At 46.2% G+C, this 15,090-nt stretch carries 7 protein-coding genes, 1 tRNA gene and 2 rRNA genes; 8 read left to right on the forward strand and 2 right to left on the reverse strand.

All coding sequences use genetic code 11. The features are described from left to right. The first annotated feature begins 3 nt into the window (after positions 1-3). The 4 genes from PN836_RS19290 to PN836_RS19305 all read left to right on the forward strand — a co-directional run bounded on the left by PN836_RS19290 (position 4) and on the right by PN836_RS19305 (position 5,016). Positions 4-80, forward strand: a tRNA-Ile gene (locus PN836_RS19290). 495 nt (positions 81-575) lie between these two features. Further along, positions 576-3,669, forward strand: a 23S ribosomal RNA gene (locus PN836_RS19295). 165 nt (positions 3,670-3,834) lie between these two features. Beyond that, positions 3,835-3,964: ribosomal RNA gene (gene rrf / locus PN836_RS19300) — 5S ribosomal RNA — on the forward strand. Between the two features lie 359 nt (positions 3,965-4,323). Beyond that, a complete protein-coding gene (locus tag PN836_RS19305; protein WP_395341515.1) occupies positions 4,324-5,016 on the forward strand; it encodes an alpha/beta fold hydrolase in 693 nt (230 codons plus the stop codon). A gap of 33 nt (positions 5,017-5,049) precedes the next feature. On the opposite strand, the gene yfcC is transcribed toward PN836_RS19305, so the two are convergent. Next, the gene (gene yfcC / locus PN836_RS19310; protein ID WP_395341517.1) at positions 5,050-6,552 is read right to left on the reverse strand and encodes a putative basic amino acid antiporter YfcC; all 1,503 of its coding nucleotides are present in this window, start codon (positions 6,550-6,552) and stop codon (positions 5,050-5,052) included. A gap of 42 nt (positions 6,553-6,594) precedes the next feature. Beyond that, positions 6,595-9,546: a TonB-dependent receptor domain-containing protein gene (locus PN836_RS19315; RefSeq protein ID WP_395341519.1), complete on the reverse strand. Its 2,952-nt coding sequence runs from the start codon at positions 9,544-9,546 to the stop codon at positions 6,595-6,597. 562 nt (positions 9,547-10,108) lie between these two features. Between PN836_RS19315 and PN836_RS19320 the strand changes: the two genes are divergently transcribed. From PN836_RS19320 to dnaX, 4 genes are all read left to right on the forward strand, one after another. Then, complete coding sequence (locus PN836_RS19320) at positions 10,109-11,908, forward strand: cyanophycinase (protein WP_395341521.1); 1,800 nt, start codon at positions 10,109-10,111, stop codon at positions 11,906-11,908. A 130-nt stretch (positions 11,909-12,038) separates the two neighbouring features. Continuing rightward, entirely contained in the window at positions 12,039-12,167 is a 129-nt protein-coding gene (locus PN836_RS19325) for a hypothetical protein (protein WP_395341523.1), read from the forward strand. Positions 12,168-12,235: 68 nt separating this feature from the next. Beyond that, on the forward strand, positions 12,236-12,772 hold the full coding sequence (gene apt / locus PN836_RS19330) for an adenine phosphoribosyltransferase (RefSeq protein ID WP_395341525.1): 537 nt from the start codon (positions 12,236-12,238) through the stop codon (positions 12,770-12,772). 2 nt (positions 12,773-12,774) lie between these two features. Further along, positions 12,775-15,039, forward strand: a complete 2,265-nt coding sequence (dnaX, locus tag PN836_RS19335) for a DNA polymerase III subunit gamma/tau (RefSeq protein ID WP_395341528.1) — start codon at positions 12,775-12,777, stop codon at positions 15,037-15,039. Positions 15,040-15,090: the final 51 nt, after the last annotated feature.

Here is a 15,090-nt window from a genome sequence, read left to right on the forward strand (position 1 = left end):
CATAGGCTTGTAGCTCAGCTGGTTAGAGCGCACCCCTGATAAGGGTGAGGTCGGCAGTTCAAGTCTGCCCAAGCCTACCATTATGTTGGCATGTGATGTGGTAAGAAGTGAAAGGGACAATAAAGCCTTAATGAATGGGCTCGGATGAGAATATTCATTAGGGTTTTTTTAAGCCTTAAATTAAGTGGTGACACTTAATGCTCTTTAACAATTTGGAAAAGCTGATAATTAGTAATCAATATTTAACGAAAGAGTAACTGATAGAACAGATTCGAAGCAATTCGAAAGACGTTCTTTCAAGAGAGCTACTCTATCTGACAAATAAAGCGTGTGCTTAGGCACATGTTGATTAGCAAACGTCATGCATATAGCTCAACGCAAGGTGAATTCAAAAGGCACCTTGCTAAAGTAAGCGAACCTACCTGCAAGCAACGGGAGTAGATGTGAAAACATGCGCATCTGAATCCTTTAGCGAGCATGTGATGGGTCAGGAGGGTTTCCCTCCGGTTACGCCCAGCGCAGCGCCCATTTGCGTCAGCAAATGTGTGTGGTAAAAAGTCTATTTAGGGTTGTATGGTTAAGTGACAAAGCGTATACGGTGGATGCCTTGGCAGTTAGAGGCGATGAAGGACGTGTAAGTCTGCGAAAAGCTGTGGTGAGCTGACAAAATGCATTTGAGCCACAGATGTCCGAATGGGGAAACCCAGTCCTTAGGGACTATCTGCATCTGAATACATAGGGTGTAGAGGCAAACGAGGGGAACTGAAACATCTAAGTACCCTTAGGAAAAGAAATCAACCGAGATTCTCCTAGTAGCGGCGAGCGAACGGGGAGCAGCCGAATTGATATGAGTTAGTGGAACATGTTGGGAAGCATGGCGATACAGGGTGATAGCCCCGTACACGAAGGCTCATATTGGTCATATTAAGTAGGTCGGGACACGTGTTATCTTGACTGAAGATGGGGGGACCATCCTCCAAGGCTAAATACTCCTAACTGACCGATAGTGAAGTAGTACCGTGAGGGAAAGGCGAAAAGAACCCCTGTGAGGGGAGTGAAATAGAACCTGAAACCGTATACGTACAAGCAGTGGGAGCCCCTCACTTAAGTGGTCTTATAAAATGAGATTGCCTTAAGTGAGGGCATCGAAGAAAAATCTTTGATGTCTATAACTGAAGTAGCGCAGGACTGGCTAAGAAGGTTGTGAGTTAGTTTTGACCCGTCTCGCAGTGTACGTTTAAGTACATGAGAAACGGAAGCAAAAGTAACTCGCAAGATTCGACGGCAGGACAAGCGGGAGACTACTTAAGGAGGGGTGACTGCGTACCTTTTGTATAATGGGTCAGCGACTTATATTTTGTAGCGAGGTTAACCGATTAGGGGAGCCGTAGCGAAAGCGAGTGTTAACTGCGCGTCTAGTTGCAAGGTATAGACCCGAAACCCGGTGATCTAGCCATGGGCAGGTTGAAGGTTGAGTAACATCAACTGGAGGACCGAACTCACTGATGTTGAAAAATCAGGAGATGACTTGTGGCTGGGGGTGAAAGGCCAATCAAACCGGGAGATAGCTGGTTCTCCCCGAAATCTATTTAGGTAGAGCCTCGGACGAACACCATTGGGGGTAGAGCACTGTTAAGGCTAGGGGGTCATCCCGACTTACCAACCCTTTGCAAACTCCGAATACCGATGAGTGCTATCCGGGAGACACACGGCGGGTGCTAACGTCCGTCGTGGAGAGGGAAACAACCCAGACCGCCAGCTAAGGTCCCCAAATATTGCTAAGTGGGAAACGATGTGGGAAGGCTAAGACAGCTAGGAGGTTGGCTTAGAAGCAGCCACCCTTTAAAGAAAGCGTAATAGCTCACTAGTCGAGTCGGCCTGCGCGGAAGATGTAACGGGGCTAAGCAATATACCGAAGCTGCGGCAAAGTCTTATGACTTTGGGTAGGGGAGCGTTGTGTAAGTGGATGAAGGTGGATTGAGAGGTCTGCTGGACATATCACAAGTGCGAATGCTGACATGAGTAACGATAATGGGGGTGAAAAACCCCCACGCCGGAAGACCAAGGTTTCCTGTCCCATGCTAATCAGGGCAGGGTAAGTCGGCCCCTAAGGCGAGGCCGAAAGGCGTAGTCGATGGGAAACGGGTTAATATTCCCGTACTTGTATAATCAGTGAAGGAGGGACGGAGAAGGTTATGCTAGCTTGGCGTTGGTAGTCCAAGTGAAAGTGCGTAGGGTGTTGGTTTAGGTAAATCCGGACCGACCATTTAAGAGATGAGCCTGAGACACGAGACGAGACTCTACGGAGTTGAAGTAGCAAATACCCGGCTTCCAGGAAAAGCTTCTAAACTTATGATTATACGAACCGTACCCCAAACCGACACAGGTGGTCAGGTAGAGAATACTAAGGCGCTTGAGAGAACTCGGGTGAAGGAACTCGGCAAAATAGTACCGTAACTTCGGGAGAAGGTACGCCCTTGGGTGTGATTGGACTTGCTCCATGAGCGCTTGAGGGTCGCAGTGACCAGGTGGCTGGGACTGTTTATTAAAAACACAGCACTGTGCTAAATCGAAAGATGACGTATACGGTGTGACACCTGCCCGGTGCCGGAAGGTTAATTGATGGGGTTAGCGTAAGCGAAGCTCTTGATCGAAGCCCCGGTAAACGGCGGCCGTAACTATAACGGTCCTAAGGTAGCGAAATTCCTTGTCGGGTAAGTTCCGACCTGCACGAATGGTGTAACCATGGCCACGCTGTCTCCACCCGAGACTCAGTGAAATTGAACTTGCTGTGAAGATGCAGTGTACCCGCACCTAGACGGAAAGACCCCGTGAACCTTTACTACAGCTTGGCACTGAACATTGACCCTACATGTGTAGGATAGGTGGGAGGCTATGAAACATTGTCGCTAGATGATGTGGAGCTGCCCTTGAAATACCACCCTTGTATGTTTGATGTTCTAACGTTGTCCCCTAATCGGGGATGCGGACAGTGTCTGGTGGGTAGTTTGACTGGGGCGGTCTCCTCCCAAAGTGTAACGGAGGAGCACGAAGGTTGGCTAATCCTGGTCGGACATCAGGAGGTTAGTGCAATGGCATAAGCCAGCTTAACTGCGAGACAGACACGTCGAGCAGGTACGAAAGTAGGTCATAGTGATCCGGTGGTTCTGAATGGAAGGGCCATCGCTCAACGGATAAAAGGTACTCCGGGGATAACAGGCTGATACCGCCCAAGAGTTCATATCGACGGCGGTGTTTGGCACCTCGATGTCGGCTCATCACATCCTGGGGCTGAAGTCGGTCCCAAGGGTATGGCTGTTCGCCATTTAAAGTGGTACGCGAGCTGGGTTTAGAACGTCGTGAGACAGTTCGGTCCCTATCTGGTGTGGGCGTTGGATGATTGATGGGAGCTGCTCCTAGTACGAGAGGACCGGAGTGGACGAACCGCTGGTGTTTGGGTTGTGATGCCAATTGCATTGCCCAGTAGCTACGTTCGGAACGGATAACCGCTGAAAGCATCTAAGCGGGAAGCCGGCCCAAAGATGAGTCATCCCTAGCGATTTAATCGCTTTGAAGGGTTGTTGAAGACGACGACGTTGATAGGCAGGGTGTGGAAGCGTTGTAAGGCGTTAAGCTAACCTGTACTAATTGCCCGTAAGGCTTAACCATACAACACCTAAGTAGGCTGAGGCTGAAGCGGGTAGTGTGTGAGGACGATTGTTAATCGTCGATAGAGTAGCCTCTTGCGTTAATGATGATAATTAGCAGTTTTTTCAGATGTTAAAGACACATATTTAGGTGTATCTGCACAAGCGGATATACCGACAGTTTATGTCTGGCGACAATAGCGATACGGTACCACCTGACCTGTAACAGGGCTAGCCATTTCGAACTCAGAAGTGAAACGTATTAGCGGCGATGGTAGTGTGGGGTTTCCTCATGTGAGAGTAGCACATCGCCAGACTCCGAATTAAAGAAAGCCCTGGCGTGATGCTGGGGCTTTTTTTTACATCAGAAGTGAAACGTATTATGCCCTGCCGGTTACCGGGCGCCCAGTAACTGGCATCACGTGAGTGCGCAGGAGATAGTGTGGGGTTTGCGGTGACCGCCCCAGCTACATGTGAGAGTAGCACATCGCCAGACTCCCAATTAAAGAAAGCCCTGGCGTGATGCTGGGGCTTTTTTTATGTTCGTTGAAACTCAGACCTAAGCGGTGTTCATATGCCTCTTTCATAAGGTTTATTAGGACAGCACTAAAGTACTATTCATAAGTAAAAAATTTGTGACTATTGTTTTACAAAATATTTACACGTGAACATGCCAATGTATTTACTCAGTCGATTTGTTTTGCTTTCACTTCTTATCCTTGTCTCTTACTTCTCAATGGCCTGCAAAGACGCTGTAGTATTGGTTCACGGCAATGGTGCTTATCCAAGTAGCTGGAATAATACATACAATTTGCTTCGTGCCAGTGGATATGAAGAAAATGAGATTGTCCGGCCTAGCTGGGGCAGTAAAACATGTGTTGCGTGCAACAATCACAGTGGCTCCGAAGAAAGCCCTGTTCGGCAAGCAATTTCAAATGCTATCGCGTTATCATGTACCGGAAAAATTGACGTAGTCGGGCACTCAATGGGAGTGACGCTTGCCATTCAACAAATCGCCAAACTGAATGCGTCGGCTAGTGTCGATAGCTTTGTTGGAATAGCTGGCGCCGTCAGGGGTTTGAGAAGCTGTGGCTGGTATCCATTTAACGTTCCAAGCAGTACTTGCGGTAGAAATGGCCTCTCAATTAATAGTCCATTTTTGCGAAGCATATCAAATGTTTCAATTGCCTCTCGCGTATACAGTATCAAAAGTAACTTCGACCAAGTTGTCTGCGCTGGCGGGTCGTGTCGCACCAGTGGCGTCCACAGTTCACAAATATTAGGAGAAACATCCAGTTTTACGCTAGCTTTGGGCCATTTTGGACTTCAGACCGATACAGCAGCGATACAGCTTCAGCTTATCCTTTAGGACAGAGAAGCTACGGCTTATCCCGAGCTGAGGTTAACTAAAGCTTATTGCAACCGCTAAGCACATTGTGGCTAAGGCCAAGCCAATCAAAGTGAAAAAGAACTTCCACACAAACTTAAACCAGACACTCCAATCAATTCTCGCCACCCCCAGGCAACCAATCAGCGAGGCTGACGTTGGGATAATGATGTTGCTGAGGCCATCTCCAAGTTGAAATGCCAATACGGCAATCTGTCGACTTAAGCCAACTAGATCCGACAACGGCGCCATTAGCGGCATGGTGATAGCTGCTTGACCAGAGCCTGAAGCCACAAAAAAGTTGAATGAGGCTTGGAATATGAGCATTGCAGAAGCATTTAAGTAAGCGCCTGTATCATCAATTGCACTGCTTGCGTAAAATAAAATAGTGTTGAGCACCGATGCCTGAGTGACGTCATCTCCTCCAAGCACAAGAACAATGCCTTTAGCCATGCCAACGATTAGGGCAGCGGGCAGTAAATCTTTGGCGCCTTGTTGAAAGGCATCGGAAATATCGTTCGCGCGCATGCGTTGACCGACAAGCGCGATTACACCGCATAGCACGCCGATACAAAAAAACTGCGTTGCGATTTCTGGAATATAGTAAGCGTGTTCGACGACTCCCCATATGACCCAAGCAATACCGATAAAAAAGGTAATAAGAATCGCACTGTCTATTCTATTGAAGCTGGAAACAATCTGAGTTTGCTGCTGTTTAAAAAAAGCATTGCTTTTGATTGAAGGTGAAAGCTCAGGTCGGCGTTTCACGCGTTTGGCGTGCCATAAGGTAAATGCCAAACCCACAGCGGTAAACACTAGCCATATTGCCATCCTAAACTCTTGACCCGAAAGCAAAGGCACGTCGGCGATACCTTGGGCAATAGCGACGGAAAACGGATTCATCCAACTAGTTGCGAAGCCAATTTGGGTTGCTACATAAGTCACAAGCACGCCAGTAACGGCATCATACCCAAGCGCAATCATCAGCGGAACTAGAATGATACAAAATGCGATAGCTTCTTCACCCATCCCAAAGATTGCCCCACCCAGTGAAAACAAGATAAAAAGCAATGGAATGATGAGGCCTTGCGCCTTTTGGGTTCTATCAATGAGTGCCAAGATGCCATTATTGATAGCACCTGTCTGCATGATAATGCCAAAAGCACCGCCAACTACTAAAATGAAGGCAACCACGCCTACAGCAGAGCCGTACTTATTGCCTGAGACTAAGCCTTCAAAGGCATAGTTCATAGCGCCCATGGCATCGCCAGTTGCAAATAGGCTGATGCCTTCACTTGCCTCCACAAACTCAAAGCTATCGCTTTTAATCAGGGTGCGCTGCTCGAGCTTACCGTCGATCATTTTTTCGACAAGATGGGTCTCAAATTTTCCTTGCGGTAAAATGTAAGTTAGGGCACTTGCGCACACAATCACAAAAAATAAGATCACGAAAGCATCAGGCATCCGAGAAGATAGTTGAGTGGCTTGCGACTTTAATGAGCGTTGTGCTTGTGACATCGTGATTTATTGCGCCTGTTTTAGAGCAATCGACACCTATCGCTAGAAGCGATAGGTAGCAGAGAGCGTATAACGTCTTCCAAATGGATCGTGATTAAAACTATCATAGCCTCTGGACGTTCCATACGCGACTGGCGCATCTTTATCCAATAGATTTTCAATTCGAAGCCGGATGTCAAGGTTGTCAAAATAATAACCCGCACTAAAATCGAGTGTGGTAAACGACTCAATAGTTCTGCGATCCTCATCGTCTATCTCACCAAGAGCTTGAAGCTCTTCAAGTTCTCGAGAGCGAAGTCGGATCGTATCATCTTCATATTCGCCCGTGATAAATAGCGTAAAACCGGCAAACCAATCGTCGGTAACGACGAAAACTTCTGCATTGGCAACGGTCTTGGGATATTGAAAGCTACCTGCCAACTGCTCTATTTGGTCTGATCCGGGAATATTTCGCTCAAAGCTGATATAACGAGTTCCGTCAAAGGATAACTCTAAATCATATGAGCTGAACTCGAAGCGCTGGAAGAAGGAAATGTCTATTCCGCTTAGCTCTTGTGTTCCCGTATTATCGAGCAGAAGTACATGATCGCGAAACAGCGGAAGTTCTTCGAATCTAGGGTTTTCAAAGAAGATCCATTCATCAAGAATTTCAGATAGATTTGCGCCATCTTCTTCAATGGTTCTGCCATTAGTATCAGTATAGTCGCACAAGAAGGGGTCGTAGCTTATGCCGATTTCGCCCTCTTGCAACACGCCGCAATGGCGTAAGCTAGCATCTGTGATTGCGGCGGCAAGCACGCCAGTCATATTGGTATCGACTAGATCTTCATGTTCAAAGGCCCAATAATCAATCGTGATATCGGTATTTTCAGTAGGACTATATGCGATACCCAAACTATACGACTCCGACTCCTCTGGCTGCAGATTTGGATTACCAAGCTCCAGCACATTGTTGCCGCGTATAATGTTGTCGCCTTCACAATATAAATCGGCCACCTGCTGATTAGCGCCACAATCAAAGCTGGCGCGAGTGGTCCTTAATTGCACACCTGCCTGAGTCAGTGAAGGCGCCCTAAAGGCCGTTGACCATGAGCCTCGCACGATTAGGTTTTCCGCAGGGCGCAAACTAAAGCTCACTTTCGGATTAAAGCTACTGCCAAAATCGTTGTAATCGTCAAATCGACCTGCCATATTTACATCTAAATAATCAGCGAGGGGGATCTGAAACTCTGCAAATGCGCCCCATTGGGTTCTTGAGGCTTCTGAAAAGCTTGAACCGAAGCCGAAAACATCGACTAAATAGTCGTTTTCAGCGCGTGCCCTAGAATTTTCAGAGGGCACATCAGAAATTTCTTCTCGCCGAATTTCTGCGCCAAATGCGGCTGAAACCATGCGGCCATTAAATTCAAATAGCTCACCATTTATCGTTGCATCCCAACCGTATAATTCGCTAGTGCCATCTCTTGTCGGAAACGCTTGAGAAGCCGCCAAAATGGCAAGATTGTCGGGCGAGCGATTATCGAAAGGATTATAAATACCGAGCAAGGTGGAGCCCGCGCAATTAAGTGTGTCGCTGCTACGGTCATAACTTGCAATATCACCATTGGCGCATAGCTCACCTGCCAAACCAGCATGATATTGATAGCGATTATAAATACCGGCCGTTGCCACTTGCTCAGATTCTGAGCGAGAAAGCGTGATACCGCTTCGCCAGTCCCAATCGTCGAATGAGCCACTCAGTTGAGATACCAAGCGCATGGCTTGAGTATCGATTTCAACTGTGCGAGGGTCAGAGAAGCGTGCATCGAACATGAAGCCGAATAGTTCACGACCTGCAGGCGTGTCAAAAGGGTCTATGAAAAGGTCGTCTATTGTTGCAAAATTTGCGGGCAGTGTGTCTAGGATTGACTCATCAACAAAAGGCCCCTCTCGATCGTCAACCCTATTAATGGGGGAGGGACGCGAGACGGATGTGGATGAGCTGCTTGAAAATAAAAAGTCAGTTGAAAAATCAATGTCACCAAAAGCCGTATTGTAGATAAAACCGGCGGATACACTCTCAAGCGGCGTTTCGAGCCAATCATCTTCGTTATTGTAATATGCGCAGATGGTTTCTCCGAATTCAGTTGTCACTAATGGGCTAGAGCACGCAGGATTACCAATTTCGTCACCAGAACGGGTTGAACCAAAGTAAATATTAGGCGTGTTTTTTGGTAGATAAGAGTAGCTGCTTTGAAGAACAGGCGTGGCGGTAATTTCACGATTCGTGGCTTCAATTTCCTGTCGATTAAAGTAATCAGCGAACACTGATAAGTTGCCATCACCCAATTTCATTCCGTAAAAGGCTTGCAGGCTAATCTCATCTTCGTTAGCGGATATGTCCGATTGGCCATACTGCGCGCTTAGTTCAAAACCTTCAAAATCGTCTTTGAGAATATAGTTAATTACGCCAGCTACTGCATCGGCGCCGTAGATAGCGGACGCACCCGTTGCCAATATTTCAATGCGTTCAATGGCAGATAGTGGAATGCTGTTGATGTCCACAAAGTTTTCGGTACCTGATGCAAATGAGCTAGCGGCGATGCGCCTGCCATTGACTAGTGTAAGTGTTGATGAGGGGCCCATTCCGCGCAAGGCTGCCGTTGCCTGCCCTGGTGGAGTACTAGTAGAGGTTGCGCCGCTTTGTGCGGTGGTAAAAGAGCTCGTTCCACCACGGGTTTGGTTGACGGTGCGCATCAATTCCGTCAGCGTATTAAAACCAGAACGTTGAATATCTTCGGCGCTGATGACGGTGAGAGGTTGAGAACCTTCTAAATCGACGCCGCGAATGTTTGAGCCAGTGACACTAATCACTTCGATTTCGCTAGCTTCTTCGGTAGCCTGATTGACTTCGTTGATTTGGCTGTCGTTTTGAGTTTGAGCAAGCACTGACGCATGCGGGTATAAGCTTAGACCTGCGACGGAAAGCGCAAGCGCGATTGAATGCAGTTTCATAAGATGTTCTTCCATTTGAAATATGAGCTGATTGAAAAATGCGCCTGCAAAATTTTTATAAATTTATGAATTGTATTGAGTACAGCGCAGATGTTCCTGAGCGACAGGAATGATTAGCAAATAGAAATTGGCCTACTCGTCAAACCATTCTGACAAATAGTAATTTTGATAGCGATACATGCTTAAGTTGGCTGCTTTTTTGATCATGTTTTTCGATTGACGTTTGCTTTATGCTATCAGTGCGATACTGATAACAAAGCACAACGCAACGTTCCTCTTATTAGCGCCAAATGCCCTTGTTAAACAGTGACTCTGAAAACAAAAGCTTTGCACGCAAAGCAGAAAATCGAGCGAAATTTGTCGATTGACTTCCTATAAGAATACCCATTAGTGTAAAAGAAAGTCAAATTCAGTGCGCAAAACTTTGCCTTTGTTAGCGTATTTGTTCAACTCTTCTGTCGCCGTAATATGGTTAAAAAACATTATGATGTGTGAAATTCTCAGGTATAAACACGCTGTTAAAAATGTGAACGCCCAACGAAAAAAGTATATTAATATCTTAATGTTACCACTGTATTTGTGGTTGGCGGGGCACGCTCAAGCCGCACAACAAAAAGAGTATCAGCTTTTGCTGGCAGGCGGGGCACTAAACACTTGTTCAAGTCTGTCGCAGCATAATTGCACTCATTCTCGTTTAAACAGTGACTCGACGTCGCCGCTTCGCCAGCAAATGCTTTATGAGATTAGCGATAAGCGCATAGAGGCTTTAGAGGTATTAGTTGAAAAGCAATGGATAGACGAGGGCTCAGCCGAGCTTAATCATGTTTCTTCGGTATTAAGAAATGGCTTACAAACTAGCCTGAGCAAAGCGGCCCTGACTCGTTCTGAATTATTTGATTACTTTGACCATATGAATATTCTAGACGCGGTAAAGGCGCTTCCTGATCCTGCATACTTTGCATTGTTGGATCATTTGGAGCATCAGCAATTAGACTCACAAGGCAATCGACTTCGTGAACTGGCCGATGTGAATCAAAACACAAATCACTTTTCGGCAAGAATTTATCAGCGCTTCGCTGAGCAAGTGCGTTTAAAAGCAACGCGTTTAGGTCAAAATCCACACATTTTAGTGGCCACGTCATCGTCAAGAGATGCGTTTGAAGTTGCAGATTTTTATGAGAGTGCATTTGAATCGCTAGGCATCGAAGCGACATGGTTTCCAGTCGATCAAGCCCTTGCCTATGCGCTTTCAAACAAAGATTTACAGCCAGATACCTGTGAGAATTTACCCTCGATACGAGCGCGCTTTCATCTTTATGATCGAGAGCGTATTTACCCTCAACGAACGCAATTTCAAGAAAAGGTATGCAAGCAAAGCGAAATCTTACTTAAGCTTATTGAACGCAGCCAAGGAATGTTTTTCAATGGAGGTGATCAGAGCAAAACCCTAAACAGTTTGTTAAACAATAGGAGTTTGCCCTTAACTTTCTGGAAGCTAGTGCAGCAGCAGGTTCAAAACAATAACATGATTGTTGGCGGCACAAGCGCCGGAACGGCGGTTCAGGCTGGAAACGTTTTTGCTAACAGACCGATTCCAATGATCACCAACGGCACAAGCGCGAGCGCAGTTAAACGAGGTCCGTTTCCAGCGCTAGCACCAAGTCAGCGATGTAGCTCAGATGCGTGTGATAATGGTCTGAACGCTGACGATTTAACCTACATGCCAAGAGGGGGCTCTGGATTATTTCACGTAGGGTTTTTGGATACGCATTTTTCTGAACGTGACCGAGAGGGGCGAATGATTGCGTTGGCGCTGACCAGCAAAAGTGCCCTTGCAGCGGGCGTTGATGAGACGACTGCCTTACTTTATGCCAACGACAATACGACTATTCATTTGGAAGTGTTGGGTAAAAACGGCGTATTTTTGGTAGATGGCGACAATCACGTTCAGCAAATCGTTAACAGTCCGGCACTCTCACAACGTCAGATGGCAGGTTTTGCTCACTTTCTAGTGGACGGAATGCGCGCAACGATACCCATCAACTCATTAGAGCGTGAGGCGAAAAACCAAGCGCCGATTCCCAAACTGGGTATGCTTGAATTAAATGAAAGCGGCGAACAGCAAGGATTTGAGATAGTCAGTGAACGCAAAGTGCTCTCTAAATTAGAACAGGGCGTTTGGCGTGATGTAACTCGGCAATATTGCGGCGGCACAGACGCGATTTCATTTAGTCTGTTTAATGCTTCATTTGTACTTGCACCAGATGATACCACACGGTTTTTTGTTGATAGAGATCGTAAACATTGCGGATACACCTACTTACCATTTGTAATTGATTACAGTTCTTCTACATCCCTTTAATGGAAATGTGCTCGTCCGTCTGTTTTTAATGCGAAGCTTTTCGTGCTTTATCAGACATTAATCGCTATTATTTAAAGCACAAATCAAGTAAAATCCCGCGCTCTTTTTTTGGTGTACTCGAGGGCAAATAATGTCAGAAGATAAAGAATTTAAAGAAGTATTTAATTGGTGGTACTTTTTCGGTATTGTTGGCGCATTAGCAATATTCCCCCTCATGCATATCTTGGCAGGATGGTACGTTTTCTTTTTCAGCAACTAGCGGCTATGTTTGTCAAGTATGCACACAGGCCGTAATTGCCTTTTTATGAATACTCACAAGGATTCACTGTGACACAAGAGATCATTAAATCAGCTGTAACAACCATTTCGGACTATCCAAAGCCTGGAATTTTGTTTAGAGATGTAACCAGCGTGCTAGCTAAGCACGATGCGTTTCAAGCGTGTATTGATATGCTAAAGCAAAATTATAATGGACAGCTCTTTGACAAAATTGTAGGCACAGAAGCCAGGGGTTTTTTATTTGGTGCGCCACTTGCCTTAGCGCTTGGCATTGGGTTTGTTCCTGTGAGAAAACCCAAAAAGTTGCCGCGAGAGACGATATCCGAATCGTATGAGCTTGAGTATGGCACTGATGAGCTCGAAATTCATAAAGATGCCATCAGCGCAGGTGACAATGTATTAATGATTGATGATTTGCTAGCAACAGGCGGCACGATGGTGGCAACGGCTAATCTTATTCGTCGCTTAGGCGGTAATGCGGATCACGCCGGTTTTGTCATTTCATTGCCCGACATTGGCGGTCACAAACGACTCGAGGCTGCTGGTATCAAGCCTTATTGTATATGCGAGTTTGAAGGCGACTGAGCATGAGCTATCAAGTATTAGCGCGTAAATGGCGTCCACAAACCTTTGCTGAATTAGTTGGACAGCAGCATGTGGTTGACGCTATTACGAATGCACTTGAGAACAATAAGCTTCATCATGCCTACTTGTTTACCGGCACGCGCGGGGTTGGAAAAACGACGATTGCGCGTATCTTTTCAAAATCGCTAAACTGTGAGCAAGGTCAAAGCGCAACGCCCTGTGGTAAGTGCGATACCTGTTTGGATATTAGTGAAGGCAGATTCGTCGATTTACTTGAAATTGACGCCGCCTCGCGAACAAAAGTTGAAGACACCCGAGATTTACTAGATAACGTTCAGTACAAGCCAACGCGAGGGCGTTTTAAGGTTTACTTAATTGACGAAGTGCATATGCTGTCGAAGCACAGTTTTAATGCGCTGCTAAAAACCTTAGAAGAGCCACCTCCGCATGTTAAATTTTTGCTTGCCACGACCGATCCTCAAAAGCTGCCGGTGACCATTTTATCTCGATGTTTGCAGTTCAGTTTAAAGGCGCTCAGTCGAGAGCAAATTCAAGGACAGCTTTCTTATATACTCAGTGAAGAATCTTTGGCACATGAGCCTGAAGCACTTATACACATAGCGCGCGCTGCCGCTGGCAGTATGCGAGATGCGCTGAGTCTTACCGATCAAGCTATTGCCCAAGGAAACAATCAGGTCACGGTGAATACCGTTGTTTCAATGCTGGGCTTGCTCGACAAAAACCAAGTGATTAAATTGGCGAAGTATGTCTTTGAGCGCGATGGTGAAAGCGCGATGAAACAGCTTGAAGAAATTTGCGCAGATGCACCAGACTATGCTCAAGTACTGTCCCAATTATTGGCTTTAATTCATCAAGTGGCATTGACTCAAATAGTGCCAGATGTGTGTAAGCTTGATACGAACTCGGCAAAGCCCGTTTATATGCTAGCAAAAGCGGTAAATCCTGAGCACGTGCAGCTATTGTATCAAATTGCACTTAATGGCAAGCGCGACCTGCCTTATGCGCCGGATGCACTGACTGGTTTGCAAATGACGATTATGCGAATGCTTGTATTTACACCGGCTCAAAATATCGCGCTTGATGTTGAAGCGCTCAAAAAAAACGAAGATGCGCCACAACCTTTGTCCGCCGAATCTGATGAAAATAAACAGAATGACAAGTTCGAACAAGCTAAAGCGTCGGCTAAGCCCATTGACTCCCCTAATAATGAACTGCCTCAACAAGAAGATAAGCGACAAGCGCTAGACGCGAATGAAACTGCCCTTAAGGACACAGGTGACGATGCTGAAGAAGCGGCGGTGCAAACGATGGACGTTTCAAATTTTGAGCAAAATCAAAGTAACCTTGAACCAGAGCAGCCTCCGTTTTTCGATGATGATTCGAGTCCTGCTCCTCATGCAGAGCTTGAACAGCAGCTAGGCACACAGCCAGAGTCAGAGGCAAGTTCTCAGTCTCAGGATGACACTGATTCGGTAGCACATCTACAAGATCTGTTCGCGATGGAAGATGACCTCGCGTCTTACGAAAAGCAAATTATTGATGACAGCCAGCAGCAGCCAGACACGTCTGGTTCAGCACAACCGACCGACTCAGATGGAATAACTGGCGTAAAAAAGTCTGAATCGTCAGTAGACGAATCCTCAGTAGACATTCCCCTAGCTGACGCCCTGAATAATGAAAGTGTTGACGATAGCCAACAAGGCTTATCAGGCGCGCTTGAATCTGATCCTGCCTTTGAACAAAACCTTGAAAACACGGCTGAAACTGACGTGGCGAAAGTTGAATCAAAAGACGGTGTCGGCAGCATAGGTGAAATCAAAGCATATCTGGATAATGGTGAAAAGTTAGTCAAAGCTAGCCAAATTGATAAGTGGAGTCGCTTTGTTGATTCATTAGATGTGCGCGGTCTTGCGCGACAGTTACTCATACATGGGCGATCACAAGGCATAAACAGCAGTGCGATGGTGCTTGAAATTAATCAAGACCATCACCACCTTAATGAGCAAAGCAGTGTTGTTTCAATTACTCAAGCGCTCAAGAAGCAATACGGTAAAGATATTGCTGTTACTGTAAAAATGGCGCCGCCTGAGAAACCGGTTGAAAATACGCCATACGAAATTCAGCAACAAATTGATGCAATGCGCTTAGCATATGCAAATGAGATCATTGAAACGGATTCAGCCGTACAAGAATTGGTTGAGGCTTTTGATGGTAAGGTAATTCCCGGGTCGGTCGAATCACGATAAGCGCATTATATTTAAAGACGAGCCAACGAAACATCGCATGGTAACAAGACA

Source organism: Ningiella algicola (genome assembly GCF_028401415.2).
Classification (GTDB): Bacteria; Pseudomonadota; Gammaproteobacteria; order Enterobacterales; family Alteromonadaceae; genus Glaciecola.